This window comes from Thermococcus sp. 21S7, assembly GCF_012027615.1.
Taxonomy (GTDB): Archaea; Methanobacteriota_B; Thermococci; order Thermococcales; family Thermococcaceae; genus Thermococcus.
The window spans coordinates 477730-503755 of the sequence record NZ_SNUT01000001.1; the positions used below are offsets into that span (position 1 = coordinate 477730).

General features: G+C 55.9%; 28 protein-coding genes and 1 pseudogene. 18 read left to right on the forward strand and 11 right to left on the reverse strand.

Annotated features, from left to right (window positions below):
- Positions 1 to 99 precede the first annotated feature (99 nt).
- On the forward strand, positions 100 to 1443 hold the full coding sequence (locus E3E51_RS02535; RefSeq protein ID WP_167911518.1) for a cyclic 2,3-diphosphoglycerate synthase: 1344 nt from the start codon (positions 100 to 102) through the stop codon (positions 1441 to 1443).
- Positions 1444 to 1453: 10 nt separating this feature from the next.
- Here the strand turns inward: E3E51_RS02535 and E3E51_RS02540 are convergent, their stop codons facing one another.
- Entirely contained in the window at positions 1454 to 2212 is a 759-nt protein-coding gene (locus tag E3E51_RS02540; protein WP_167911519.1) for a GNAT family N-acetyltransferase, read from the reverse strand.
- 83 nt (positions 2213 to 2295) lie between these two features.
- Here E3E51_RS02540 and E3E51_RS02545 point away from each other — a divergent pair, with 83 nt between their 5' ends.
- The 3 genes from E3E51_RS02545 to E3E51_RS02555 all read left to right on the forward strand — a co-directional run bounded on the left by E3E51_RS02545 (position 2296) and on the right by E3E51_RS02555 (position 4997).
- Entirely contained in the window at positions 2296 to 2544 is a 249-nt protein-coding gene (locus E3E51_RS02545) for a PLDc N-terminal domain-containing protein (RefSeq protein ID WP_167911520.1), read from the forward strand.
- Positions 2545 to 2593: 49 nt separating this feature from the next.
- A complete protein-coding gene (locus E3E51_RS02550) occupies positions 2594 to 3121 on the forward strand; it encodes a hypothetical protein (protein WP_167911521.1) in 528 nt (175 codons plus the stop codon).
- 697 nt (positions 3122 to 3818) lie between these two features.
- Positions 3819 to 4997 (forward strand): ATP-binding protein, encoded by a 1179-nt coding sequence (locus tag E3E51_RS02555; RefSeq protein WP_167911522.1) that lies wholly within the window; start codon positions 3819 to 3821, stop codon positions 4995 to 4997.
- Here E3E51_RS02555 and E3E51_RS02560 read toward each other — a convergent pair.
- Genes E3E51_RS02560 through E3E51_RS02570 form a run of 3 tightly spaced genes read right to left on the reverse strand, consistent with a single transcriptional unit; the run spans position 4984 to position 6564 of the window.
- Entirely contained in the window at positions 4984 to 5397 is a 414-nt protein-coding gene (locus E3E51_RS02560) for a secondary thiamine-phosphate synthase enzyme YjbQ (protein WP_167911523.1), read from the reverse strand. The genes E3E51_RS02555 and E3E51_RS02560 overlap by 14 nt on opposite strands.
- Positions 5348 to 5677 carry a VanZ family protein gene (locus tag E3E51_RS02565; RefSeq protein ID WP_167911524.1) on the reverse strand — a complete coding sequence of 110 codons (330 nt, stop codon included), beginning with the start codon at positions 5675 to 5677 and terminating at the stop codon, positions 5348 to 5350. The genes E3E51_RS02560 and E3E51_RS02565 overlap by 50 nt, the downstream gene beginning before the upstream one ends.
- Positions 5674 to 6564: a thiamine-phosphate synthase family protein gene (locus E3E51_RS02570; RefSeq protein WP_167911525.1), complete on the reverse strand. Its 891-nt coding sequence runs from the start codon at positions 6562 to 6564 to the stop codon at positions 5674 to 5676. Before E3E51_RS02570 ends, E3E51_RS02565 begins: the two co-directional genes overlap by 4 nt.
- 119 nt (positions 6565 to 6683) lie before the next feature.
- On the opposite strand from E3E51_RS02570, the gene pyrB reads away from it, so the two are divergent.
- Entirely contained in the window at positions 6684 to 7619 is a 936-nt protein-coding gene (pyrB, locus tag E3E51_RS02575) for an aspartate carbamoyltransferase (protein WP_167911526.1), read from the forward strand.
- Positions 7620 to 8075: an aspartate carbamoyltransferase regulatory subunit gene (gene pyrI / locus E3E51_RS02580; RefSeq protein ID WP_167911527.1), complete on the forward strand. Its 456-nt coding sequence runs from the start codon at positions 7620 to 7622 to the stop codon at positions 8073 to 8075. It begins immediately after the preceding gene.
- A 19-nt stretch (positions 8076 to 8094) separates the two neighbouring features.
- Here pyrI and E3E51_RS02585 read toward each other — a convergent pair whose 3' ends face one another.
- A complete protein-coding gene (locus E3E51_RS02585; RefSeq protein WP_240924218.1) occupies positions 8095 to 8691 on the reverse strand; it encodes a hypothetical protein in 597 nt (198 codons plus the stop codon).
- Positions 8692 to 8799: 108 nt separating this feature from the next.
- On the opposite strand from E3E51_RS02585, the gene E3E51_RS02590 reads away from it, so the two are divergent.
- The 6 genes from E3E51_RS02590 to E3E51_RS02615 are packed head-to-tail and all read left to right on the forward strand — an operon-like array spanning position 8800 to position 12015.
- The gene (locus tag E3E51_RS02590) at positions 8800 to 9597 is read left to right on the forward strand and encodes a hypothetical protein (protein ID WP_167911528.1); all 798 of its coding nucleotides are present in this window, start codon (positions 8800 to 8802) and stop codon (positions 9595 to 9597) included.
- Positions 9594 to 10172, forward strand: a complete 579-nt coding sequence (locus E3E51_RS02595) for an AAA family ATPase (RefSeq protein WP_167911702.1) — start codon at positions 9594 to 9596, stop codon at positions 10170 to 10172. The genes E3E51_RS02590 and E3E51_RS02595 overlap by 4 nt, the downstream gene beginning before the upstream one ends.
- A 34-nt stretch (positions 10173 to 10206) precedes the next feature.
- Positions 10207 to 10404, forward strand: a complete 198-nt coding sequence (locus tag E3E51_RS02600) for an antitoxin family protein (protein WP_167911529.1) — start codon at positions 10207 to 10209, stop codon at positions 10402 to 10404.
- Positions 10391 to 10852: a type II toxin-antitoxin system VapC family toxin gene (locus E3E51_RS02605; protein WP_167911530.1), complete on the forward strand. Its 462-nt coding sequence runs from the start codon at positions 10391 to 10393 to the stop codon at positions 10850 to 10852. The genes E3E51_RS02600 and E3E51_RS02605 overlap by 14 nt, the downstream gene beginning before the upstream one ends.
- 2 nt (positions 10853 to 10854) lie before the next feature.
- The gene (locus E3E51_RS02610) at positions 10855 to 11442 is read left to right on the forward strand and encodes a hypothetical protein (RefSeq protein ID WP_167911531.1); all 588 of its coding nucleotides are present in this window, start codon (positions 10855 to 10857) and stop codon (positions 11440 to 11442) included.
- A 6-nt stretch (positions 11443 to 11448) separates the two neighbouring features.
- Complete coding sequence (locus tag E3E51_RS02615) at positions 11449 to 12015, forward strand: metal-dependent hydrolase (protein ID WP_167911532.1); 567 nt, start codon at positions 11449 to 11451, stop codon at positions 12013 to 12015.
- A 27-nt stretch (positions 12016 to 12042) separates the two neighbouring features.
- On the opposite strand, the gene E3E51_RS02620 is transcribed toward E3E51_RS02615, so the two are convergent.
- A complete protein-coding gene (locus E3E51_RS02620) occupies positions 12043 to 13092 on the reverse strand; it encodes a hypothetical protein (protein ID WP_167911533.1) in 1050 nt (349 codons plus the stop codon).
- Between the two features lie 54 nt (positions 13093 to 13146).
- A complete protein-coding gene (gene glmM / locus E3E51_RS02625) occupies positions 13147 to 14496 on the reverse strand; it encodes a phosphoglucosamine mutase (RefSeq protein WP_167911534.1) in 1350 nt (449 codons plus the stop codon).
- A gap of 55 nt (positions 14497 to 14551) precedes the next feature.
- Between glmM and E3E51_RS02630 the strand changes: the two genes are divergently transcribed.
- Positions 14552 to 14968, forward strand: coding sequence for a hypothetical protein (locus E3E51_RS02630; RefSeq protein ID WP_167911535.1), 417 nt, complete (start codon positions 14552 to 14554; stop codon positions 14966 to 14968).
- Between the two features lie 89 nt (positions 14969 to 15057).
- On the opposite strand, the pseudogene E3E51_RS02635 reads toward E3E51_RS02630, so the two are convergent.
- From E3E51_RS02635 to E3E51_RS02650, 4 genes and pseudogenes are all read right to left on the reverse strand, one after another.
- Positions 15058 to 15438, reverse strand: a pseudogene (locus tag E3E51_RS02635) (hypothetical protein); the annotation flags it as partial.
- A 4-nt stretch (positions 15439 to 15442) separates the two neighbouring features.
- Positions 15443 to 16147 (reverse strand): hypothetical protein, encoded by a 705-nt coding sequence (locus E3E51_RS02640; protein ID WP_167911536.1) that lies wholly within the window; start codon positions 16145 to 16147, stop codon positions 15443 to 15445.
- Positions 16144 to 17679 carry a hypothetical protein gene (locus tag E3E51_RS02645; RefSeq protein WP_167911537.1) on the reverse strand — a complete coding sequence of 512 codons (1536 nt, stop codon included), beginning with the start codon at positions 17677 to 17679 and terminating at the stop codon, positions 16144 to 16146. Before E3E51_RS02645 ends, E3E51_RS02640 begins: the two co-directional genes overlap by 4 nt.
- A 180-nt stretch (positions 17680 to 17859) precedes the next feature.
- The gene (locus tag E3E51_RS02650) at positions 17860 to 18636 is read right to left on the reverse strand and encodes a BtpA/SgcQ family protein (RefSeq protein WP_167911538.1); all 777 of its coding nucleotides are present in this window, start codon (positions 18634 to 18636) and stop codon (positions 17860 to 17862) included.
- 114 nt (positions 18637 to 18750) lie between these two features.
- Here E3E51_RS02650 and E3E51_RS02655 point away from each other — a divergent pair, with 114 nt between their 5' ends.
- Genes E3E51_RS02655 through E3E51_RS02675 form a run of 5 tightly spaced genes read left to right on the forward strand, consistent with a single transcriptional unit; the run spans position 18751 to position 26005 of the window.
- On the forward strand, positions 18751 to 21978 hold the full coding sequence (locus E3E51_RS02655) for a transglutaminase domain-containing protein (protein WP_167911539.1): 3228 nt from the start codon (positions 18751 to 18753) through the stop codon (positions 21976 to 21978).
- The gene (locus E3E51_RS02660) at positions 21962 to 22960 is read left to right on the forward strand and encodes a hypothetical protein (RefSeq protein WP_206204444.1); all 999 of its coding nucleotides are present in this window, start codon (positions 21962 to 21964) and stop codon (positions 22958 to 22960) included. Before E3E51_RS02655 ends, E3E51_RS02660 begins: the two co-directional genes overlap by 17 nt.
- On the forward strand, positions 22957 to 23931 hold the full coding sequence (locus E3E51_RS02665) for a MoxR family ATPase (protein ID WP_167911540.1): 975 nt from the start codon (positions 22957 to 22959) through the stop codon (positions 23929 to 23931). The genes E3E51_RS02660 and E3E51_RS02665 overlap by 4 nt, the downstream gene beginning before the upstream one ends.
- A complete protein-coding gene (locus E3E51_RS02670; protein ID WP_167911541.1) occupies positions 23928 to 25181 on the forward strand; it encodes a DUF58 domain-containing protein in 1254 nt (417 codons plus the stop codon). Before E3E51_RS02665 ends, E3E51_RS02670 begins: the two co-directional genes overlap by 4 nt.
- A complete protein-coding gene (locus E3E51_RS02675) occupies positions 25178 to 26005 on the forward strand; it encodes a hypothetical protein (RefSeq protein WP_167911542.1) in 828 nt (275 codons plus the stop codon). The genes E3E51_RS02670 and E3E51_RS02675 overlap by 4 nt, the downstream gene beginning before the upstream one ends.
- The last annotated feature ends 21 nt before the right edge of the window (positions 26006 to 26026 follow it).

Genomic DNA, 26026 nt, shown 5'->3' on the forward strand with positions numbered 1-26026 from the left:
AATAATTCACGCGTTGAGCTTGCACCATTAAACAAAAACCGTTATAAATGCCAAAAACGATACACCAGTGCCGAATTAACAACTTTTGAGGTGGTCAACATGGCCGAAAAGAAGAGAAAGAGGGTTCTGATTTTGGGCGCCGCCGGAAGGGACTTCCACAACTTCAACACATTCTTCAGGGACAACCCCGACTACGAGGTCGTTGCCTTCACCGCCACTCAGATTCCGGACATCGAGGGAAGGGTCTACCCGCCCGAGCTCGCCGGTGAGCTCTACCCGAACGGAATTCCGATCTGGAGCGAGGACGACCTTGAGAAGATCATCAAGGAGCACGACATCGACGTTGTCGTCTTCGCCTACTCCGACGTTCCGCACGAGCACGTCATGCACCTCGCGAGCAGGGCCCACTCAGCTGGTGCCGACTTCTGGCTCCTCGGCCCGAAGAGCACCATGCTCAAGTCCAGCAAGCCGGTCATAGCGGTCACCGCCGTCAGAACCGGTTGCGGAAAGAGCCAGACCAGCAGGAAGGTCGCCCAGATCCTCCAGGAGATGGGCTACAAGGTCGTCGCGATAAGGCACCCAATGCCCTACGGCGACCTCAGGAAGCAGATCGTCCAGCGCTTCGCCAGCTACGAGGACCTCGACAAGCACGAGTGCACCATCGAGGAGCGCGAGGAGTACGAGCCCTACATCGACAGGGGCATGGTCGTCTACGCGGGCGTTGACTACGAGAAGATTCTCCGCGAGGCCGAGAAGGAGGCCGACATCATCCTCTGGGACGGCGGAAACAACGACTTCCCGTTCTACGAGCCCGACCTCTGGATAGTCGTCACCGACCCGCACAGGCCCGGCCACGAGCTCAAGTACCACCCCGGTGAGACCAACTTCCGCGCTGCAGACGTCATAATCATCAACAAGATCGACACCGCCAACCGTGATGACATCCAGAAGGTCCGCGAGAGCATCGAGAAGGTCAACCCGAACGCCGTCATCATCGACGGTGCCTCACCGCTCTACGTCGACCAGCCGGAGCTCATCAAGGGCAAGCGCGTTCTCGTCGTTGAGGACGGTCCGACCCTCACCCACGGCGGCATGAAGTACGGAGCCGGTTACATCGCCGCCAAGAAGTACGGAGCTAAGGAAATAATCGACCCGAGGCCCTACGCCGTCGGCTCGATCATCGACACCTACAAGAAGTACAGCCACCTCGACGTCATCCTGCCGGCAATGGGCTACGGCGAGAAGCAGATCAGGGAGCTTGAGGAGACTATCAACCGCGCAGATGCCGACGTCGTCATCATGGGTACCCCCATCGACCTCCGCCGCGTCATGAAGCTCAACAAGCCGGCCGTCAGGGTCAGGTACGAGCTTGAGGAGATCGGCGAGCCGAAGCTCAGGGACGTCCTCAAGGAGTTCGTCGAGAAGCACGTCAAGAAGGAGTGATCCTTCTTTTTCATTCTCTTCTTCTCAGAACCAGCCAGACGTCGTTTCCCTCGAACCCACAGCGCCGGTAAAGCGCCTCCGGGTTCGTTCTGTTGTCAAGCTCGCCCGAAACCGTCGTGAAGACCGCCAGACTCTGCAACCTGCGAAGGAGTTCGAACACCACGGCCTTTCCAAGGCCCATCCCGCGGTAAGAGGGGTGAACCTGTATCCATTCCAGCGAGCCCTCGCCGATGGAGCGGTCAAGGTCGGCTATTCCAAGGGCAACGGGCTCATCGCCCTCAAGAATCCAGAGCCAGAGCGACCGGTCGAAAGCGGGACTTAACGTCCACGATCTGACTTCACTGGAACTCACGTTGATGTCCTCGTAGCAGAGGTTTATGAAATCCGCCACTTTACTGGCCTCAGCAGGTACGTCCACATCACCGAATGAAAAGCCTGCCGACAGGAACGGTTCTTCAAGAGCCGCACCTCGGTGGACGAGCCTGAAGTATCTCTCAACATAAAATTCCTCCAGGTCGAGAGTCCTGGCAAGTCCCGCGTGCAGGAGCGCGAAATCCAGCCCATCAATATCCGGGGGAACGCCGTTCAAGTCCCAGTAGACGTAGAGGCCTCTGCCCTTCCTGGCTTCTAGATGGACGACTTCCCCTCCGCGAACGTCTATGGAGGTCTCCATTCCGTCAAGCATCGCCAGGGTCTTCCAGAGGGCGTTTGGAAGCGTTCCAGCCGGGTCCCTGAGGTACAGTTCGGTTAGTGCAGTTTTAAAGTCCATGGGAGCAATACTCCCGAAGAAATTTAAACTTTGGGTTACGGAAAGCTTTTTTATCGCGGGACGTCACATAGGTAGGTGGTCGTATGGGAGATGCAGTCATCTTTGGGACAGTATGGGCGCTCGGCATGTTCCTAATGGCACTCCAGTTGCTCGCCCTTGTGTGGGTCATCTACGACGTCCTCACAAAGCAGAAGAGAATGTCGGACGTTGAAAAGGTCATCTGGATAGTCCTAGCGTTCCTCTTCACGATACTGGGAGCGCTGGTGTACTACCTGCTCGTCAAGAGAAATGGCAAATACGAGGAGAACCGCGAGGAGCCGCCCGTCTACTGATCAGGGACCAAATGCAATGCAGGAAATCCTTATATAGACCGGAAATGAGATGGAACCACTGAAGGCGGGAGGGGCCGTAATGAACGAAACCGTCAGCAAAACGGACGCTTTTTTGAAAAACAATGGTGTCTGGGAAGGGGAGTTTTCAAACTACGTTAACCAGATGGAAGGAATCACACAGCGCGGGAAGATGATAATCGAGGTTGAAGCCACTCCGGGGGGCACTATAATCCAGAGGAACTTCTTTGTGAGACCAGACGGAACAAAGAGCGATTACGTAGGGATTGCACGGATGAGACTCGATGGGAACCGGCTGTTATGGGTAGGGGAAGAGGCCGAAGACCCGAACACTGCCGAGGAAATCAGGAACCATTCCTTTGAGGGTATCGTTACCGAAGATCAGATATACATAGTGGAACTCTACGAGGCAGTTGGAAAGGACGGAACCATCGAACGCAGGCGCAACACCACCCACTACTACTTCCTGAGCGATAAAGAAGCCGTGATGACCGGCAGCGTCTACGTAAACGATGAGCTACTCGTGTTCGCGAGTACAAGGCTGAGGAGAGTGAGGTAACCAGAGCGGATACCCGTCCACACCCGCCGCTGACAACCACCGGAAGCCTTTTAGGGATAACGTCCAAGTTATTCTGCCCGGGGAGTGCCGCCGAAGGCGGAGCCGATGAACTTGGGCGGGTTATTACCCCCTTTTCACGGCGTTTCTGAGAAGTTGTGACGCAACTACGTCCGCCTTCCAGTATTATATCCTCCGGGAGGAGGGAAATGGACCTTCATGAATACCTAATGCTGGGAGAATATGTTATAATCGCGTAAAAGTTGATGGGATCTACGACCATTTAGCCATTACAAACAAAAGAATTATCCTGTTCAGAACATCCAAATCAGGCCTTTTACGGAGAAAATCTACTGAAATTAATTCCCTAAAGTCATACCCCCTAAAAGGTGTTAAAGAGATCTCCATTCAGATAACACATAACACCTTTTCACTGTATTATATCGAATGCGTGCGATGAATGAGAATCGTGATTTGGTCTTCAGCCTCAGAATAGACCCAAAAATTGGTAGAACTGACTTACGCACTGTTTATGCCATACTCTGGACGACGTTTGAAAGCATCTTCACACAGTACGAGACAGAGCCAACGATCGAACTAACAACATTCCATCTCGTGGATATTTAGTTTATAAATTCTGAGAACTCACACTTCTCAACCTTTATAAATCCTTGAGAACTAACAGTTCTCGGGTGTTAGTATGAAGCTTGGGGATTTGAGCTACATGAACCCCTGGTGGGAAGGAAAAGAAGACTACCACGCGAGACGCTGGAGAGAGCAGAGAATCCATTGGTGGCCTAAATGGGCTGATGAGCTCTCACTCGAACCGTTCTCGCTCAACTTCGTCCTCGGCCCGAGGCAGGTGGGAAAGACGACGGGGATAAAACTCCTCATCCAGGAACTCCTGAAAGAAAATCCACCGGAGTCGGTTCTATACATCAACGTTGAGATTCTTCCAGACTACAGAACCCTCTCAGCCTTGATAAGGGAGTTCCAGGAACTAAAGGAGAATGAGGGCATCAAAAGGGGATACATCTTCCTGGATGAAGCCTCATCACTTGAAGGCTGGTGGAGAGGGGTTAAGCCGCTCATCGATGCGGGTCTCTTGGAGAACGACGTGGTCACGGTTACGGGATCAAGTTCTCTGAGGGTGAAGAGAGACATAGAGATGTTCCCGGGAAGAAGGGGAAAAGGGATAACTCTTGAAGTCATGCCACTATCTTTCAGGGAATACGTTGGGGTTATGGATCTGAAAAGACCGGAACTTCACAGGGAAAAGACGCTGAGACTATTTGAAGAGTACCTGAAAACCGGTGGTTTCCCGGGATCAATCAACGGCCTTCCCATGGACGATCTTCTTGGGGCTTACATAGGGGAACTCGTCCGTTTCGGAAAGAGCCTTGAGATAGCCAGAGAAACCATGGCGGCAGTAATCCGAAGCGCCCCTTCGGCAACGAGCTTTAGGGCATTAGCTAAAGCCACCTCGGGCTACTCCTACAAGGTGGTGCAGGACTACATCGAGTTCTTTAGGGAGCTGTATGTGCTCGGGATAGCGTACCTCAGACAGGGAGAGCAGGTGCTCTACAAGCGGGAGAAGAAGTTCTTCTTTAGGGATCCGCTTTTGGCGAGGCTCTTCTCCGCCTGGAGCGGTACCCAATTAAGAGAGGAGGCCCTCTACGAATGGCTCGTCCAAGAGCACCTATACCGGAGGTTCGGTGAAGTTTACTATTATAGAAACTCCTATGAGGTTGATGCGATAGTAGGTGACTTGAAAGTTGAGGTAAAGGCAGGGAAAGCCCACAGGAAGTATCCAAAAAACGTTAATGTGCTCGAAAAGGAAGATGTGCCCTTTTTCCTCCTTGACGCTACTCCCCCATAACCTGCACTATAACGCGCCTGTGCCTCGGTATCACGTCCAGCTCGACGAAGAAAATCTGCTGCCAGGTTCCGCGAACGAGCCTGCCGTCAACGACGGGGAAGCACTTGCTCGCCCCGAGGAGCGTAGCGCGGAGGTGGCTGTGGGCGTTGTCGTCTATCCTGTCGTGGAGGTAGCCTTTGCCTTTGGGAACAAACTCCTCCAGTGCTCGCTTGAAGTCCTCCAGAAGACCGGATTCATGCTCTATCGTGACTATCGCACCCGTTGCCCCTGGAACGAAGACCAGAACCTGTCCGTTTTCTATTCCAGACTCCTCAACGATTCCCTCAACCTCGCGGGTTATGTCGACCAGGTCAATCTCCCCCTTCGTTTGAAACCTCAGTTCCCTCGTGAGAACCTTCATACAACCACCCCGCGATGAGTCCGAGGGTGAAGCCTATTAGGTTTGCGGCCATGTCGGCGAAGGAAAAGGTTCTCCCGGGGACGAAGAGCTGGAGGAACTCCATGAGGAAGGGCAGGGGCAGCAGGTAGGGCCACAAGCGCCATCCAAGAAAACCCAGAGCGGCAAATTCCACCAAATGCGCCAGTTTATCCCCGTTGGCCACGGGCGACGACGGAACCCTCGGGGTCAGGTTCAGAAACAGAAGGAGGAGCACGTAGAGGAGAAGAAGCCTTCGCCTCAAAGGTTCCCCACCAGCCTCTTGAGCTTCTCAACGACGTCGAAGGGGGTCTCACCGAATATATAGACCAGCGGTTCGACCCCAAGACCGCCCACGTCAACGACCGCGTCGTAAGAGTCGCGCCTGAAGACATCGGCTATAGCCCTCACGGCCTCCTCTTCGCTCAGCCCACCGGTTTTAACCCTTCCAACCTTGAACCCCGCCGCAGTCAGGGCGGATTCTATGTCCGGGCCGTGCCTGATGTTGAGAACGCTCCGTACCTCCGGTCTAATCTCTGCCAGCATAACGAGGATTCTCGCGGTGAACTCACTGGCCCCGAACTCGGGCGGCAGCGCAAAGGCCTTTCCCTTGACGGCGGTTATCCTTCCCGGAATCGCCGCAACGTCCTCGATGTCGCGCGGGGACGGGAGGGCATAGGCAAAGTTGCTCCGCACCTCTGGGATGAGCTCCGGGAACTTCTCATTTCTGATCAGCTCGTTGAGCGCCATGTTTAGAACCTCAAGAATCTCCCCCCTAACTGGACGCACGGCAAAGAGCGACCTGCAGGAGTCCTCGCTCACACCAGCGTACTCGGCGTAGAAGGGGCACAGGAAGCCGCTCTGGAAAAGCTCAAAAATCCTTCTCGCCACGAGAAGAACGGCGTCCTCACGGCGTCCCCCAAAGAGGATGAAGTTGGACACTTCGCTGGCGATATCCTCCAGCTTCCGGGCCACCTCCTCCGGGGGAACCTTGTACCTGCCGGATAGGTACTTGCTGACCATCGCCTGGGTTATGCCGAGGTGCCCAGCGATCTGGGACTGCTTCATGCCCTCACGGTAGAGCCTCTCCGCTATCTTGGCCCTCAGAAAAGGCATCAGCTCCTCGGCTATGTAAACGCTGGGAGTCCTCATGCTACCACCCTAAAACCAAGTTATTGAAACTCCGAACCGAGGTTTAAAGCGTTACCGTCAACAATTTCATGTCAAAAAACGTTTAAAAACCCATCGATTTTTACATCGGAAGGGCTTTTATGGAGTGGAAAGGACGAGACGTGATAAGCGTTAGGGACTTCTCGAAGGAGGACATCGAATTCGTTTTAAAGGTCGCCGAAAGGCTTGAGGAAGAACTCAAGGAGAAGGGCTCTCTCGACTACGCGAAGGGAAAGATACTCGCGACGCTCTTTTTCGAGCCGTCGACGAGAACCCGCTTAAGCTTCGAGAGCGCCATGCACCGCCTCGGCGGTTCGGTCATCGGGTTCTCATCAGCGTCAAGCACGAGCGTCAAGAAGGGCGAAAGTTTAGCGGACACCATAAAGACGGTCGAGCAGTACAGCGACGTGATAGTCATACGCCATTCGATGGAGGGAGCGGCGAGGCTAGCCGCGGAGGTGGCGGAGATACCGGTCATCAACGCCGGCGACGGCAGCAATCAGCACCCGACGCAAACTCTGCTCGACCTCTACACGATAAAACGTGCCTTCGGAAGGATAGACGGCCTGACCATAGGTCTGCTCGGCGACCTCAAGTACGGGAGAACCGTCCACAGCCTGGCGGAGGCTTTGGCCTTCTACGACGTCGAGCTCTACCTAATTTCGCCGGGTCTCCTGAGGATGCCGAAGCACATCGTTGAAGAGCTCCGCGAGAAGGGGGTTAGAATCCACGAGACAACTGACCTGGAGGGAACGATTCCGGAGCTGGACGTTCTCTACGTCACCAGAATCCAGCGCGAACGCTTCCCGGACGAACAGGAGTACCTCAAGGTCAAGGGCAGCTACCAGGTCAACTGCGCGGTTCTGAAGAACGCGAAGGAAAGCCTCAGGATAATGCACCCGCTCCCGAGGGTCGACGAGATACACCCAGAGGTCGACAGGACGGAGCACGCGCTCTACTTCAGGCAGGTCTTCTCCGGAGTTCCCGTGAGAATGGCCCTCTTAGGGCTCACACTTGGCGTTCTGGAGGGGGTTTGAATGGCCGAGCTTAAGGTTACCGCCATCAGAGAGGGAACCGTCATAGACCACATCCCGGCCGGAAAGGGGCTGAAGGTCATCGAGATACTCCGCCTCAACAGGCCGAACGGAGGCGTTCTCCTTCTCGCCTCGAACGTCCACAGCGGGAAGCTCGGGAGGAAGGACATCGTCAAGATAGAGGGCAAGTTCCTGAGCGAGGAGGAGGTCAACAAGATAGCCCTCATCGCCCCAACCGCTACCGTCAACATAGTGCGGGACTACAGGGTGGCCGAGAAGTTCAAGGTCGAGATTCCGGACGAGATAACCGGAATTCTCCGCTGTGCCAATCCAAACTGCGTCAGCAACCACGAGTACACCGTTTCAAAGTTCTACGTCGTCTCAAGGGAGCCCCTCAAGGTGCGCTGCCACTACTGCGAAAGGACGATGGAAGAAGAGGACATACTGGGCAACCTCTAACCCTCTTTCCAATTTTCCATCATTCCAGCAGGTGGGGAACCCTTCTAAGCACCGGGATCGTGGCGGCCAGGCCCATGAAGACGTCAATGGCGCTCTGAATGGCGTTCGGGAGCCCAATGGCGACCCAGAAAGGAACACCAGTCCAACTCTCGACAGCCTGGATCACCTGCTCCCTTGGAAGGCCGAGCCATATCTCAAGGGCAACGTAGTAGTTGAGGGCCAGCATGAGGGGTATCCTTATCGCGATTCCGGCGAGGTAGGCAACCACCGCAAACAGAAGGAGCCTCTGCCTCGCCCCATCGCCAAGCTCAAAGCGCGTGAGTCTCCTGGCCGCTTCAAAGCCCACGATGACAGAGAGGGTGGCGAGGGACTTCATCATGGCCCCGAGCCAGCTGGCCGATGATATCACGCTGAGGCCAGCAAAGAGCAGCAGAACTGCGGTTAATCCCCCGGCGAACCCAGTGAGGAGGTAGACCATCACTATCGGAACCGCCACGAGGTCTATCTTCATTCCCCACACGGTGGGCATCTCTATAGGCATCACATCAAAGAGCAGCGAGAGTCCCAGCATCATGCCGATTAGAGCTATCTCCCTCGAACTCATCCTCACCCTCATCACCGGAGGGAGTTTGTTCCACATTTTATAAATTTTTGTTCGTATTTTGGAATAAACCTCCCGCCGAGAACCTTAAAAGTCCGCCCCTTGAGGTAGAAAGGAGGAACCATGTTCACGGTCGGGGAGATATCGGAGCTGGTGGGGGAGATAAGGCGTGAGAATGGCTTTCCTGAGAGCCCGTTCAGGATAGACGAGGTTCGCTACGACCCCGAGGGCGATAAGCTCTTCATAATCGCCCACGACAGAACGGACAAGAGCGTCATCATAGGCAACAGCTTCGTCATCGGAAAGCTCCGCGAGAGGCTTGGAGTTAGGCAGGTCACCGTCTACTCAAACCTCGACCTGGAGATAAAGCGGAGGAAGCTTGAGGAGGCCGAAAAACTTCTCTCCAAAGAGCTTGAGTTCCTTCTCCCGATAATCGAGGCGGAGAGGAGGTTCCCCCCAAGGAGGTGGCCGGAAGTCCGAGGAAACCTCAAAACGCTCGTCTTCATGAGCTTCAACGCGAAAGCCCTGCTCGGCTTTGCTGAAAGGCTGAACCTTCCCCACGAGGCCGTTGGAATCCGGTACGCGTTCCCAAGGCTGAAGTACGAGCCGATAGAAGCCGGGCCGGAGGAACTGTTCTTCCCGGACGAGAGGAAACTTATCGGGATTGCGGAGGATCGTGGGGCAAAGCTCGTTCTGGCGGATTTTCCCTTCGGTCTGAGATTCGAGAGGGAAATCGCCCTTCTCAACCCATTCCGGCTGCTGCACATAGGCTTCTTCGAGCTGAAGTACCTCTTTGGCTTTGAGAGGCCCGTGGTGTACGACAAAAAAGCCTTAATTCGGTTCATCACAGACTTAACCTACGAGGGGCTTATGGAATCGACTGACGGGGCCAATCTAATCTGGAGGATGTGGAGAAGATGATAGTCGGTGTCGTTGGAAAGATAGCCGCCGGAAAGACGACGATTGCAAAGTTCTTCGAAGAGAGGGGATTCTGCAGGGTTTCCTGCAGCGACCCGCTGATAGACCTGCTCACCCACAACGTCTCGGACTACTCGTGGATTCCCGAGCTGCCCGAGAAGGCCGAGCCAACGCGCGAGAGGCTGATAGAATTCGGGAAGTACCTAAAGGATAAGTACGGCGAAGAGGTACTCATAAGGCTCGCCGTCGACAAGATGAGGCACTGTAAGAACATCGTCATAGACGGCGTCCGCTCGCGGGAGGAAATCGAGGCGATAAAAAGGCTCAGTGGAAAGGTCATCTACGTCGAGGCAAGGCCGGAGATAAGGTTCGAGCGCTTGATGAAGAGGAAGGCCAGCAAGGACAAGGGCATCAAGAGCTTCAAGGACTTCAAGGCCATGGACGACGCCGAGGAGCGGTTATATCACACGAGCGAGCTGAAGGGTTTAGCTGACTACGTGATAACCAACGAGGGAACGCTGGAGGGGCTGAGGGAGAAGGTGGAGGCGATAATTGAAGAGGTCACGGGGAATGTTTAATAGGGAGTTACACCAAGGAATATTGGGTGGAAGTATGGAGGAGATTATAGAGGCCGTGTATGAGAACGGCGTCCTGAAGCCCCTGAAAAAGCCCCACTTGCGCGAGCATGAGAGGGTGAAGATAAAGATTATCTGGAGAGGCATAGACGAACTCCTCGACTCCATGGTCATCAGGAAGGTTGAAAAGATCGACCACAAGCGCCTGAAGGAGGCGTATTATGAGTCGCTCTGAGGTCTTTGTGGATTCATCAGTTTTCGTTGGTCTGCACCTTGGGGATCCAAGGGCAAAGGCGCTCGTCAAGAAAGCCATAGATGAAGGACATACTCTGGTCACGAACCCTGTAGTGTTTTCAGAGACAGTTTACAAGGTCATGTTTACCCTTGCCATTCAAGACGGCCTTAAAGGGGCCTATGACCTCAAAAAGCATTTGAAAGACTACACTTTCGTGTATGGAAGGGTCAAGACAGCCCTTGAGGAACTCAGCGAGGCAGGGTTTTTAAAAATCGTCCCCCTAAGCGAAAACACAATAAAACTCGCGCCTCAAATTGGAAAGGACCACGAACTCTTACCAAACGATTCTCTCATCGCCGCAACGTGCAAGGAGCATGGAATCGAGCTGATCCTGACGTTTGATTCTGACTTCGAGAGGGTTCCATTCCTGAAAACCTTTGAGGGATGACCATGAAGCTCCTCATCATCGCCCCCTGCCTGTTGAGTCCGTTCTACGTCTACCGCGGGGCAAAGGGGAAGGAGTACGAGACGGCGAGGCTCCTGAGGGAACTGATTGGAGAGCTCGACGAGGACTGGCAGGTGTTGGCCTATCCGTGCCCCGAATACGAGCTGATTGGCTGGCCGAGGGCGCCAGCGAGCAGGGAGGTTTTTGAGAGGCTCGGCATGCGCGAGAGGGCAGAGACAATAGCGGACTTCATCGGAAGGATTTTAACAGAAGAAAAGCCGGAAAGGGTCGTTTTCATAGGCGTTAAAGGTTCACCGACCTGCGGAGTCTTCCACACGAGCTCAAGCGACCCGAAGAGCTATCCCTACTCGGCCATGCAGGAGTTCTTCTACCTGAGCAAGGAGGAGAGACTGGGCCGATCAAAGGAAATCGTTGACGGACAAGACTTCAGGCTGGTGAACCTGCCCGGAATACTCTTCGAGATACTCATGGCGCGGTTTCCGGAGGGAACCTACATCGAGTTCGACAAGGATGCCATCGAGGGGAGCATGAAAAGGGTTAAAGCGATTCTCGCCGAATTAGGGGCCAGATGATGCACCATGATGTGGTACACGCACGTGGTTTTTGGAGTTCTCTTCTACCTGATAGCGGTTCTCTTCGGCGCGCCGATGAGCTTTCTGGACATCGGTATGGCCGCCTTCGGCGCCCTGATGCCCGACATAGATCACCCCAAGTCGTACATCTCGACCAAGCTGCCCGGCGGAACGGTCATGCCTCGGTTCGTGGAGCACAGGGGCGCTACCCATACGATAGAGGCCGCCCTGCTAATAACCGCCCTCGTTGGCGGCCTGGCGTACTGGATAACGAAGGGCTACTGGCCTGCGGTGGCGTTCTTCATCGGCTACATCTCGCACCTCTTCGCAGATACGCTGACGGTTTCAGGCATCAAGTGGAGCCGCTTCTCAAAATTCCACCCGCGGGGGAAGATAAGAACCGGAACCAAGGGCGAGGGGCTGGTCTTAATCCTCGCCACCTTCACCACGGTGATGCTCTTCGCCTACATCCTCATGCCGGAGGAAACGAGCAAGAACCTCGGCTGGGCCATGCTGATAGCCCTGATGGCGACCTTCACGATAATAGGGAAGAAACTGAAGAGGTTGAAATAATAGTAGAATCCCCTGAGGGAGACTGGATTAAGAATTCCTGTACAAAATGTCCCCACAAACGGTAATCTCTTTTGTATTTATTTCCTTCCAAGAAATTGCATGATAACAATACCCGTTTTTTAGTATTAGATAATCTTCATCTAAAAAGTCAAGCAAAACGCCATCTATAACTGTCCCATCTCTTGTGAAGACTTTTATCCACGGGGTAGATATGTCATTTTCTTTCACTTTCAATTTCCAAAGAAGAGAAGTTAAATTTGATTCAATCTTGCTGGTTATATATCCAATTACAAAAAATTCCACAGCAAACACAATAAATATCCAAATTTTGACGGTATCTGAGACACTGCTCAAGCTAATGTCGAACTGAGAGAGAAGAGAAAGCATCATAGCAATTAACATTAAAGAAGTTTTGAGTTTGTCATTCCACGTATTCACCAATAAAGATCTCCGGAAAAGAATAATTGTTAGTGCGGTAATTCCACAAGAAACTAAAAAGAGTAACTCCCCACTCCATTGAACAACTTGAAGCTTGGCAACATAATAAGCAAAAAACGTTCCGACAAATCCAAATGCTGAAAAAACATAGATTAAATATGAAGAGCCTCCAGCAATTTTAAGACCATCAAAATTAAGGTTTTGGGGTATTTTCTTCTTTATGATACTAAACTGTGAGAAAACAAACCCCCAGAACAAAAAAATCAACCAGGAAAAGTATACTACAACCACTAAAAGTCCATAATAAAAATCGAGTACTCTTTTCTCAATACTAACAAAGCTTATCCATAGAAGGTACAAGAGAAACAATTTAGAGACCGACCACAAGCTGTATGCCTTTAAAACATTAGTTGGAACAATTAACGTCATTATATTCCTCACCTGTTTTTTGGTTTCGGCAAAAAGAGAATAGATGTTACAATAAGAAAGCAAGTGTCTTTGAAGTCGGGACCTCTTTGATAAGTTGAATAACTCAATTCTATTTTTTATGCTATCCCATACCACCAAGACAAAAGATAATACAGCACCAATCGCTCCAAGGAGTTGAGAGAGCGAATTGAGATTCACCATGGCCCCCAATACTAATTTTTGTCCCATTGAAATCTTAAATTTTGTGCAAGAGATTATCCAGTATTAAATCCTCTCAATCGCCTCCCTCACCAGCCTCTCCGCCTTCTCCATGAGCTCCTTAGCCCTCTCTTCGGTGTGGGCTTCCAGAGTTATGCGCATTATCGGCTCGGTTCCACTCGGGCGGAAGAGAATCCACCAGTCCCCATTTTCAATCCTGACCCCGTCTATGTCTATGAGCCTCTCGTAGTCGAAGCTCTGGAGTGCTTCCCTCGCTATAATCTCCATCGCCTTCCCCTTCTTCTCGTTGGGGCAGGGTATCTTCGCCCTCAGCGTGACGTAGCGCGGAACTTCCTTTGCCAGCTCGCTCAGCGGACCGAGTTTATCAATCATCTCAAGGACGAGAGCACCGGCGAAGATTCCGTCGGGGGTGAGGTTCCACTCGGGCATTATCCACGTTCCGCTCGGCTCGCCGCCGAAGACCCCGCCGTGCTTAGCTAATTCGTCAGCGACGGCAACGTCCCCGACGCGCGTCCTTATCACCTCGCCGCCGAGGGGTCTGACGTAGTCATCGAGGGCGAAGCCCGCATCGACCGTCGTCACGATTTTGCCCCTTCCGAACTTCCTGAGCATGTAGCCGGCTATGAGGCTGAGCATGACCTCGTACTCGATGAAGTTGCCCTCATCATCCACAACTCCAATCCTGTCGGCGTCGCCGTCGTGGGCTATGCCGACGTCGGCCTTCATGACCCTAACAGTCCTCGCCAGCCCAGAAAGGCTCTCCGCGTTCGGCTCAAGCTCCCTGACGAAGAAACCGCTGGGGTGAGAGTTAAGGCTTATCACGCGGTTGCCCATCTCCCTCTGGAGGTAGGGGCTTAGAATGGAGCCGGCCCCGTTGCCCGAATCGATAACGACCGTGTAAGAACCGTCCAAGTGAACCATCCCAAGGGCTTTCCTTATGTACTCCTCCCTTGGGTCAGCCTTTCTGAGCGTTCCAATTTCATTCCATGGGGCTTTTTTGAAGTTCCCGGATTCCAGAACAGCCTCAAGCCTGTTCTCCATCTCGGGGGTGTAGGCCATTCCGTTGTTCTGCCAGACTTTTATGCCGTTGTACTCGGGCGGGTTGTGGCTTGCCGTGATAGTGACGCCGGCATCGGCACCGTAGAGCTTGATGGCGAAGCCGGTCAGGGGCGTGGGCGCGAGGCCGATGTCTATTACGTCTATTCCAGCCGACAGGAGTCCGCTCACCAGGGCCCTCTTCAGCATCTCGCCGCTCGTCCTCGTGTCCATGCCGACGACGACCGTTCCCCCGCCGAGGCAAGTCCCCAGTGCCCTGCCGACGCTTAAGGCTAGCTCCGGGGTTAGCTTGTCATTGACGATCTCTCGAATCCCGCTGGTTCCAAAGTACCTTCCCATGGGCACCACCTGGCTAAAGACGTATATATGATGGGCGAATATAATCCTTTGGGTGATGGCCATGGATGAGAACCTCCCCTACGCCAAGGGAGCACTCATGTTTTCTCTCATAGCCGTCGCGGTACTAACCTTCGCGGGCCTCTACTTCGACGTGAGGATTACACTGATTTCCCTGCCCCTGCTCGTCTTCCTCGCGGTTATCTTCATAGGCTGGAGCGCCAACCGGTGCCTGAACAAGGGGGAGATGAGAAGGGCCATAGCTGCGACCCTCGTAGCGACGTTCATCGTCCTCGTCCTGGGAAGCGACTACATTACGGTGCCCTCCGAGCTGAGAAACTACCTCCTCGGCGTTCTCTCAACGATAATAGGCTTCTACTTCGGCTACCGTGGCAGGGAGACGGAAGAGGAGAGGATGGAGCGCATAATCCGCGGCCTCGGGGTCAACATCCCAGGAAACGAAAAAGAGGGCTGAGGCCCTCCGGGGCCCCAGCATTTTGAGCGTCCACAGGCGGAACAGGCAGAAAAGGAAAGGTCAGAAAGACCAGACAAAGGTCCGGACTGCTTCTTCTCCAGCCGGTATATCCCAACCGAGACCGTATAGCTCTCAACGTTCACGGGAGCCTTGTAGTCAATCCTGACCTGGAACGGTTGCGTTGAACCGTAGATTAGCTCGTCGGTCTCGGACTCGGTCAGGACGTTGCCCTTCTCGTCGAGGATGGTTATCTTCTCCACGGTTCCCTCGCTCCGGGCGGTTATCTTGTACTTGCCAGGCTCAAGGACGTGGCTGAGGTAAAAGACGTCCCCGCTGACGGTCTCATTCTTGACCTCGACCGGAACCTTCGTGTAGGCGGTATCGTAGTAGTACTGCATCCCGAAGATTGCCGCGACTCCGATGAAGAGGAGCAGGAAGAAGCCAACCAAGAGTTTCTTGAGCAGTCCCATTTTCTCACCTCCCTCCAGTTTTAGAAACCGTCACCAGTCCCGGGAGTTCTCCAGAGGTAACCTCCCCGCTCTGGAGCCGTATTATATCCTCGGAGGACATCGAGAGAGTCACCGTCCCGTTCTCGGTTAGGTAGGTTATCGAAACGGTCTCCACCCAGGGGGCGTCCTCCAGGACGACGAAGGCCATCGCGAAGTAGTCCTTCCAGAAGCCCTCCCCGTCGGCGAGGTACTCCAGGGTTACCGAAGCCGTCTCGTTGGTCAGTTCAACGCTTTGAACCCTCGCATCGAACAGGGTGAGGTCGCTCTCGATCCTGAATTCGGGCCTCCTGATGTCTTCAAACTCGGCGTTCTCAAAGTCCCCATTCATCACTGTCAGTGCCAGCAGTGGTTCGCCTAGATAGTACGCCTCCACGCGGACCCTCCTGGCGTGGCTTGAGGAGTAGGTCAACTCGGCAACGTCGTAGAGCATCGCGGTGAGGTTGTCATCGACGGCGGGGATGCTCATCCTGACCAAAGCGTCCTCCCCGGAGAGGGAGACCCGAACCTCCGTGGCGCCGAGGGCCTTAACCTCGTCCTGCAGCGATGAAACCTCTCCCGAAGAACTTCCGCCATCAAGGCCCGGAATGCCCTCCGGAACCTCGACCTCTCCGCTGATGTAGAGGTAAGCCCCCACGAGCAGGAGAATCAGGAGAACGGCCCAGCCCTTCATATCCTTCCCTCCTCGAAGAGCTTGTTCAGGTAGAGCCTTATCCTGGCCTCCTGGTCCTTGTAGGGGCCCTTGGACTGGGCGTTGAGGGTCTGAATCTTCCGGTCCTGGCTCGTCTCCTCCATGACGTCGTCTATCGTTCTCCTGATGATGTCCCTGTACTTCATGCCGAGCTTTTTGTAGTACTCTGCCCTCTCCACCGTCTTCCGGAACTCCCAGCCGTAGTCCTGGGCGACCGACTTCTTGACGGCTATTCCCAGGGACTGGATGATGAACTCCACGGGCCTCGTTTCCGGACCCGTGGGAATCGAGTTCTTCGCCGGCGAGAGCTTGAGCTCCCTCTCCTCGATGCCGCTCATGTCATTGTACAGCGACGCGCTCCTACCGTCAACGTGAAGGTCGAGGGCGGTCTTCCTCACCGCGTCCTCTCCCTGGAAGAGCTCGCTGTCCTTGTAGGCCTTGACGTAGTCCTTGAAGAGTCCGAGGGGAGAAACGCCGTACTTCTCCAGCAGGCCGTCGAGAGCCTCTAGGCTTGAGTCAACGGTCTTGTCGAGGATGTATTTGTTGCCGTAGTACTTCAGCTTGAAGCTCAGGGCGGTGCCCTTGGCACTTCCGCCCTTGTTGATGACCCTGACCAGCTCGCCCTCAGGGGTCTTGACCCGCACCACCTCTATGTTCCCGCCGCTCAGTCCCTCAAGCTTCCCCAGCGTTTCCTCCATCCTGGCCTTAGCCTCGGGGCTGAGCACCACGTTAGGCCTCTCAAGGCCGGAACCGCCCTTTTTGGTCCCGCCCGTTCCAGTCGTGGTTGTCGTGGTCACGTTTTCCGAGCCCCCCGAGGGAGCACCGGGGCCGCTGGTTAGAGGTATCGAAACCATGTTTCCGGGAATCGTGTCGAGGTAGTGGTTGATTAGGGTCGGAAGGGCCACTTCAATGTCGCAGGCGGAATCGTCGTAGTACCACCCCTTGGCGAGGATAAGGTACGGACCCTCCATGACGATGTACCTAACCGTGACCTGGAGCCTAGGCGACTCATCTGGATGGGCCTCAACCCAGCTCTCGCAGCTCGCCGAGATGCACTCGTGGGTTATGACCTCCCTGAAGAGGGCCCACTTGGAGTCGGACGAACCTCCGGCCTCGTCGACCGTGTAGCGGTAATGAGTCGCCACGTAGGGATTCCCGTCGAGGTCATTCCCAACCTCGTCCCTGTCCTCGTGGGAGCGCCAATCCGCCAGGGTCTCCTCGTAATAACTCCTTTCAGCGCTCGCATCCGTGAAGTAGCCCATCCAGAGGTCAACCTCGTAGGTGGCGTTGAGCTTGCCCCTATCCCTGCAGACGAAGGCGAAGTCGGCCAGGCTCGGCACATCAGCGCTCCCCATCATCGTGCCCCAGCCTTTTAACTTCAGGTTGAGCGAGAGCAGTTCGGAATCGCTCGGGGGCGAGCGCACGTACGGTTCCACGGCCTCACCGTAGACCAGCATCGAACCGAAGAGAATGCCCACCACCATGAGCGCTGTGAAAAGCCTAAGTACACTCATGCCATCATCTCCAAAACCGCCCGGAACGCGGGCTTTTCCTTTCCAACCATAGTTCCACTTCCAGTACCACCCATCTCGCGGAAAAGAAACGCGGGAGGGGGTCGTATTTTAACAAGTTACACGTTTTTAGGTAATAAGCCTTTCGGAGAAAAAGATTCGGAAAAAGGAGGAATAACTGCATCAGAGGCGAAGGTTATTCGCCAGTTCGACCAGCTTCCTCGCCCTTTCGAGGGAGACCTCGTTTTCAACTTTTCCATCGCGCTTGATCCACGTGCCCACTATGAAGGCATCGGCGTGCTCCCAGAGTTCCGGGAGGTTGTCGTGGGAGGTGCCCGAACCCACCACCACTGGCACCGGCGAGGTTCTCTTAGCCAGGGCGAGCTTTTCCACATCGACTGGCTTGCCGGTTGCCCTGCCGCTGACGACTATCGCATCAGCCAATCCGCGCTCGACGGTGTCCAGTATCGCGTCCTCGAAGTCGAAGAAATGAACCGCATGCTTGACGTGGACGTCGGCGAAGACCTTTATTTTGCTCGGGAGGAGCTTCCTTAGCTTAGCGAGCTCGTGGGCGATGCCCTCTATGAGGCCCTGGTCTGTGTAGGCTATACCGCTCAGCACGTTCACCCTTATGAAGTCCGCCTTCACCGCGTAGGCTATGGAATAGGCGGCGATTCCATCGTTGCGGAGGACGTTTATCCCGAGGGGAAGGCTCACTTCGTCGCGGATTGCCTTGGCGACCGCTGTGAAAGCCGCGACGGTCGTCTTGTCCACGTACTTCGGGAAGGGAACGTCGCCGAAGTTCTCCACCATTATCGCATCGAAACCCGCCTCTTCAAGGGTTCGCGCATCCCTGATGGCGAACTCGATCACGGCATCGAAGTTCCCGTCGTAAAGGTAGGAGCCTGGAAGGGGCTTCAGGTGAACCATGCCTATGAGGGGTTTCCTCTCAAATTCCATAACACCACCAATCCAGGGAAGGCCCGCCGGTAGTTAAGGGTTTTGGATAGAAATGTCCAAAGTAGTGCATTGATGCAAAGCCTTATATAACCCGCGGTTGAAGTAAGGAACATCATGGTGAGGCGGAAATACATCGCCTTTCTCACGCTAACACTGCTCTCCCTCCTCCTTACCTCCGTCGTCCTTGGACCAGCCCTCATTGAGGCTCCCCCCGAAACCAAAAGCATCGAGGAGATACTCTCTCCGAAGCTTCCGCCCGGGAACGGGACCAACGAAACCGGGCCACCGGCGGAGGTTCCCGCTTCGCTTCACTTCGTTCTCCTCGTGACGGGGGCGGCCCACACCCACTACCTCAGGCTCAACGTGTACACCGACTACACCGACGGAAGGTGGAGAACGGGAAACGCCACGAGGGTTCCGAGCAACGCCCTCGCCCCACCGGAGATAAAAGTCCCCCACCACACCGAGAGGGACAGGGTAACCGTCGTCTCATTCCTCCCCCTCAGCGGAAACCTCTTCACCTCCCTTTACACGACCCGCGTTGACGGCGCCGGGGCGGAGGCGATTCCGGAGTACAACCTCTTCAGAACAGGCATGAACGTGACGGCCTACTCATTCTCGGCGGTGAGCTACACCTTCGACCTGCCCCACCTGCTCAACCTTACAGCGGGGAACCAAACGGAGTATCTCTCGGCCCCCAACGACACTCAGCTCGCGGCCCTGGCGAGGGGCATCACCCTGGGAGCAGGTTCGGACTACGAGAGGGCACTGAGGATAGCGAGGTACCTGGCCAACAACTGCAGGCACGTGAAGAACGTCACGCCCCCGGCCAACACGGATAGGCTGAAGTGGTTCCTGTTCGAGTCCAAAGCGGGCAGCTCCTACGATTTCGCCTCGGCCTTCGTCGTGCTGGCGAGGCTGAGCGGCCTCCCCGCGAGGCTCGTCGAGGGGGTTTACATCGATGCGGTTCCCCAGACCCAGGTCGTGACCGAAAGGAACAGACACTTTTGGGCAGAGGTTTACTTCAAGAATGGGGGCTGGCTGGTCTTCGACCCGCTGCACCCCGACCCAAACGTTTACACCCCGTTCGAGCTCGATGTCTCGCCTCCGAAGATGACCCTCGACCCGGGCTCCCAGGGAACGGTTACGGTGAAGTTCGAGAGGGTCGCGAGCGGGACGAACTCAAGCGTTGTCGTGGAGGTTCCATCCATTGGAAGGATAGCGCTCATCAACGGGTCGGGGATATACAACCTGACGGTGGGCCCATTTAAGGAACCCGGCCACTACCCGGTCATTGTCAGGGCGTTTACTGGGGCCGGAACACCGCTGTCCGTGCTCCGTCTCACGGCGGTCACGGTTCCGGGGGCGATAACGGTTATCCCCGAACAGGCGGCGGTTGGCCTCCTCAAGGGCGGCCAGGCTGTCCTCGGCCTTTCGGTTCGGGGTGCGGCCCGGGATGTAAGACTCGAAACAACCTCCCCGCTGGTCGAGACGTGGTTCTGGTGGGGGATGCCGGGAGGTGAGAGAGGGATATACCTCAGGCTGGCTTCGCCCCCCAGGTATCCCCCCGGCTGGCACGTCGTGAACATGACCGTTGCGGGCGGGGCGGAGAGATACCGCCTGTACATCCCCGTTTTCGTCATGGAATCCACGTCCCTCGGCGTGAAGGTCCCTGAAACGCTCACCGCCGGCGATTCGCTCACCGTAAACGGCACGGTAAGTGGAACGGTCACCGGGGAGACTCCGTCCCTGGGGAACGTCGCGGTCTTCCTGAACGGCGGGAAGAGGGAGGTCCTGATAGGGTACGGAAACGTCTCGAAAGGGGCCTTCTCCATTCCCGTTAAAATCCCGGAGTACATCAGGCCCGGAACCAAGAGGGTCGCGGTGTACTACACGGCACCCCCAGGATACCCCTACCTCTCAACGGGAACCACTCTCGTAGTCAAGGTAAAGGGGCTGGCGAGGTTCTCGCTCCCGGCGCTGATTCTGACCAGACCGGGAAACGTAACCATAGTGGGGACGCTCCTGGACGGGGTGGGTGAACCGATAGCCAACGCCAGCGTTGCCTGCTACCTGGACGGGAGATACCTCGGAAACGCAACGACCCGCACCGGCGGAGGGTTTTCCATAAGGCTTGGGATTCCGGGAATAGAGCAACACGTGCTGACCCTGAGGTATCCCGGAAGTGAGGACTACTCCCCGACGACGGTGAACATCAGGGTCGCAACCGTTGAGCTCGACGTTCCCGAGAGATTGAGGGGCGAACTCGGAAAGCCCGTTAGAATAAGGGGGAAGGTCATCGGGATTGAAAACGCGACCCTGAAAGCATACGTGTTCCCGGGCAAGACGTACACCTTCAACGTCGTCAACGGAAGCTTCGATTTCACCATTGAGCCATTCCAGACCGTCGGAGAGAGGTCGGTGGAGTTCAGGCACGGCGCCAGCATTCTGAAACGGGCAACCATTGCGGTGGTATCCCCGGTGAAGATAGAACTGCTGACGTCGGAGGCGAGGGGCGAAAAAACCGCCCGGCTGAAGTTCCGGGTCGTGGATTCCCTCAACGACCCCGTAAGCGGGGTATACCTCAACGTCAGCGTGGATGGCTTCGCGATGCGCACAATGACCAACGGCTCCGGAATAGCCACACTCGACGTCCCCGTGTCCGAGGAGAAAATCAACGCAACGGTGGTCGTTGCCTTCGACGGCTCCCCCTACTACCTGCCGGCCAGCGGGAGGTTCCACGTTATAATAGCCAAAAAGCGGAAAATCCCCTGGTTCTACATCGGCGTGATCGTGGTAATCGGCGCCCTGGTAGCCAGATACAGGCTCGTGAAGAGGAAACCCAAGGAGAGAAGGCGGGAGAAAATTCTGAAGATAATATTCAACAACGGCATACCCCTGTTCCAGGAGGGCGAGGCCATGGAGATAAGCATAGAGTGCGACGGTGAGCCGGAACTCTACGTCGATGGAAAACCCTTCGGGAGGGGACGGGACTTCAGGCTGACCCTGTCCCTTGGAGACCACACGATAGAGGCCAGGTGCGGCGACCTCGCCGAGACCGCGAGGGCGAGAATAGTGCCCAGCTACAACGATGCCGTCGTGGAGTACTACGAGAGGTGCTTCCTCCCCTGGGCAGAGGGTGTTGGGGTGGACGTGGACGAACTGACGCCCAGGGAGATAGCGGAGACCCTCACGGACATGATGTACCCCTGGGAGCCGATAGACACCCTCACCTGGATATTCGAGAAGGCCAAGTACAGCGGAAGGAGGGTCTCAAGGGACGAGTTCATACGGTTCTACCGCTCGGTGCTTGAGGTGATAGGGGGTGGCTGCGGTGTTTAAAGCCAACTGGGGAAGAATCACGGTATACATCGGTGCCCTAGCGCTCATATACGCCCTATCCATCCAGAGGGGAGTGCTAAAGGCCCTCCTCACGCCAGCAGTAGCACTGGTCCTGTTTTTAATTGCCGGAGACGTTGTCGGGGCGATAAAGGGGAGAAACGAGGCCTTCGCCCTCAGGCTTCTCGGAGTAACCCTCGCGGCGCTCCTCACCCCGACCGAATGGAACGTTCCCGCGGCCATGATCGCCCTCGGCGGTGGAATAGCTACAATGGCACCAAAACTGGAGAGCCATTCCCGGTTTATCAGGGGAGCGGGGCTTTTGATTGGCCTCTACGGCGTTTCAAAGCTTCCCCCCCTGGGAGCAATAGGGAGCGTCTTCAGCTACGCCGGCCTTTTCCTGTTCCTCGGATACTCGATAGCCGAGCTCGGCGAGAGGTATCCCTGGACCGAGCCCGTTGAGAGGAACCTGCTCGGGCTCGGCGCCCTCGGTGCAATCCTCGGCCTCTACGCTTCTCTCAGAGGAAGCCTGAGCGAGAGCCATCCGGGGCTTGTGTTCTATGGGGAATGGCTGGTTCTTCTCCTGGGCCTCATCGCGGCGGGAAGCATGGTCTACTCGTACATCAGCGAAAAAGACCCCGAAGAGTACCTCCTCTCCCAGTGGAGGAAACACGAGGCGAAGACCGTGAAAAAGCTCGGTCCCGAGCTCGCGGAGGCCAGCAGGGCCGTGGAGGACTTCGTAGTACGGGGGAAGAAAGGGCCGCTGGTGGCGTTCATAGCCTACTACGGCTCGCGGCTCTTCGAGGACAGGAAGCGCTTCGAGGCGCTCGTGGAAAAGATAGCCGACTACAGGGCCAAACAAACATCCCGGCTGACGCCGCCATGGATAAGGCACGCCTACGAGCGGAGGGAACTTGAGAGGAGGACTAGAATCGTTGAGGAAGTTTTTGAGGAGCTGAGAACGCTCATGGGGTGGGAGTCGTGACAGAGATTAAAGAGGCGTTTGAAACCCTCGAAGAAATCGTTGAGGGTATTTCCAGGGTGTACATTGGAAATGAAGTCGTGGTTAGGAAGACTCTGGCAGCCGCCCTCGTGAACGGGAACGTTCTCTTCGAGGATTACCCGGGGCTGGGAAAAACCCTCCTGGCAAAAGCCTTTGGAAGGGTTTTAGGCCTAAAGTACACCCGCGTCCAATTCACGCCGGATTTACTCCCGGCGGACATCCTCGGCACCAAAGTCTGGCGCCAGAACCTGGGAACCTTCGAGCTGATCAAAGGCCCGGTTTTCACCCACGTCCTCCTTGCGGACGAGATAAACCGCGCCCCACCGAAGACCCAATCGGCGCTGCTTGAAGCAATGGAGGAGAAGCAGGTAACCATTGAGGGCGAAACCTTCACGCTGGAGAGGCCCTTCTTCGTCATTGCCACACAGAACCCGATTGAGTTCGAGGGGACTTACCCTCTCCCAGAGGCCCAGCTCGACCGTTTCCTGCTGAGGCTTCGCGTTGGCTATCCGAAATCGCTTGAGGATGAGATTGCCATTCTTGAGGCGCGGTTATCCTGGGGGAAGGACGACCCAACGGTCGACATGAAGGCATTGATCGACCGTGAGACCTTCGTTGAAATGCAGGAGCTCGTAGAGAGGAGAATCTTCATCAGCAGGGACCTGTTGAGGTACATTGCAGAGCTTATTAGAAACGCCCGCTCTGACGAGCGCGTCGAGGCCGGTCCGAGTCCGCGCGGCGGTATCGCCCTGATGAAGGTCGCAAAGGCCAACGCTCTGCTTGAGGGCAGAGATTTCGTCCTGCCGGATGATGTGAAGGCCTACGCGGTTGACGCGTTAGCGCACAGGATTGTCATTAAGCCGGAGTACGCCTTTGAGAGCATAAGTGGAGAAGAAATCATCAAAGAAGCCCTGGAAAAAACACCCGTACCGAAAGAGGCGGGGGAGAGATGAGGAAACGCCTGATGGGATACATACTCTGGGCACTGCTCCTTGGAACGGCCTTCCTCTCGCCGGGGATGATAGGCCTGGCTATAGTGCCGCTCTCCCTGCTCGCCCTGGCGATGCTCGTTGACCCCCCCAGGGAGGTGAGGGTGAGGAGAAGGCTCTCAAGGCGCGAGATAAGGCTTGGGGAAGAGGTTGAAATCCGGGTTGAGGTTGCCGTGGAGAAGGGACTCGGACTGGTCGTCGTCAGGGACCCGCTTCCAAAGAACGCCGCCCTCACTGGGGGAAACAACGTGGGAGTGTTCTTCAAGGGGCTGAGGCCGCTCAAGGCGGGTTACGCCTACAGGATAAGGCCGATGCTCCGGGGAGTCTACACGCTTCCGAGGAGCGAGGTGACGACCAGGAACCCGCTGGGCACGAGGTACATCTGGGGACTTTACGGAGAGGAGCTCAGGCTCAGGGCAGTCCCAAGGGTCATCAGGGCGGTTCCGGTTGCCGAGATGAGGCGGAAGGCGAAGATAAGCGTCCCGGAAACGAGCTTCTCGATAAGGGGGCCGCTCTCCACAGACTTCAAGGAGATAAGGGACTACCGGACCGGGGACCCGGTGAAGCTAATAAACTGGAAGGCCACCGCGAGGATGGGGCGGGTTCTCGTCAACGAGTTCGAGAGGGAGGGCAAGAAAACCGTCCTCTTCATAGTCGACGCGAGGGACGGCATGAAGATTGGCCACGAGAGCGAAAGTCCGTACGAACACGCCATGAACCTCGTTGCCTCGATGGCGCACCGCTTTCTGAGGAAGGACTACCACGTCGGGCTCTACCTCCTCGGGGCAAAGAAGTTCCTCCCGCCGGCCACGGGGCCAAGGCAGCTCCACACCATTGTGAAAACGATGATGGACTTCGAGAGGGTCCAGACGGAAGAGGAGAGCTTCTCCGACGCGGTGGAAAGGCTGAAGAGGATACTGGTTCAGTACAGTCCGCTCGTCATCTACGTCTCCAACGTCCTTGAGAGGACGAGCGGCGAAACCAAGAGGGGAGTGCTCACGGTAATGGCCGTCCACAGGGGAAAATCCCGGCCGGTGGTGGTGGACATCTCGGTCTATCCTACCCTCGACCCCAAAACGGGCACGCTGATTGAGATGGAGAAGAGAGCAATAATGGCGGAGCTTGAGGGCACCGGGGCCTACGTCGTCAGATGGCTCCCCGGGAGGGAGGAGATTGGAGAGGTGCTGAGCAGGCTGCTGGGGGAGATAGGATGAGCTTCCGGGCTGTAAAGCTGACGGTCGTACTTCCGGCGATAATCCTGACGTCCCTGGCGTACTCCAACCTGCTCCGCCCAGGGGACTATTTACTGGCGGCGGCCTTCGGGATAATTCTCCTGGGGACGTTCCTCTCCCGGGACTCAGCCGGCGGAACGGTCTTTCTCTCGACGGCCCTCTACTCGGTTCCCTACGCCATAGCGTTTTCGCAGTTCCTGCCCCTGGCTTTCCCGGAGGCGTACAGAAACCTGAGCGGGGCGATACTGGCGAGCCCCTACTTCTCCAGCCCCATCCCAATCTTCACCCTGATGGGCCTGAGCATACTCGCGGACTACGTTGAAACCGCCGAGGCCTTGGAGAGGACATTGGAGAAGATTGGATGGAAGGGCACCGGCGGAAAAACCCTCCTCTACGGCCTTCCCGTCCTCCTGATGGCCTTTGCACTCTCCTTGGGACTCCTGTGGCTCGGGAGGAGTCTGGGGCTCTCAACGGCGGGGGTTCTGCTGCCGGTCATCCTCCTCTTTCTCGGCCTGGCGGTGGCGTACTCGTCAATCGAGGGCGGGAGCTACAAGAGGGTCGTCGTTGCCGTCGAACTCCCCCCTCTGAACGGAGAGGTGGTCATAGAGAGCCCCGAAGGGAGGGAAGTCATGCCGCTGAGCCGCTCCGCTGCCTTCGAGTGGGACACCATACGATTGGAGGCCGAGCTGAGAAGAAGGCCGAGCCGGGTTGTTCTGCGGAGCGGTGGCGGCGAGGAGGTTCTGACACCGCTCATAGAGAGCGTCGACGGTGAAACCCTGTTCCTCCTCTACCGGAAGGGGCGGTGAGGGAAGGTTAATATATGCCGC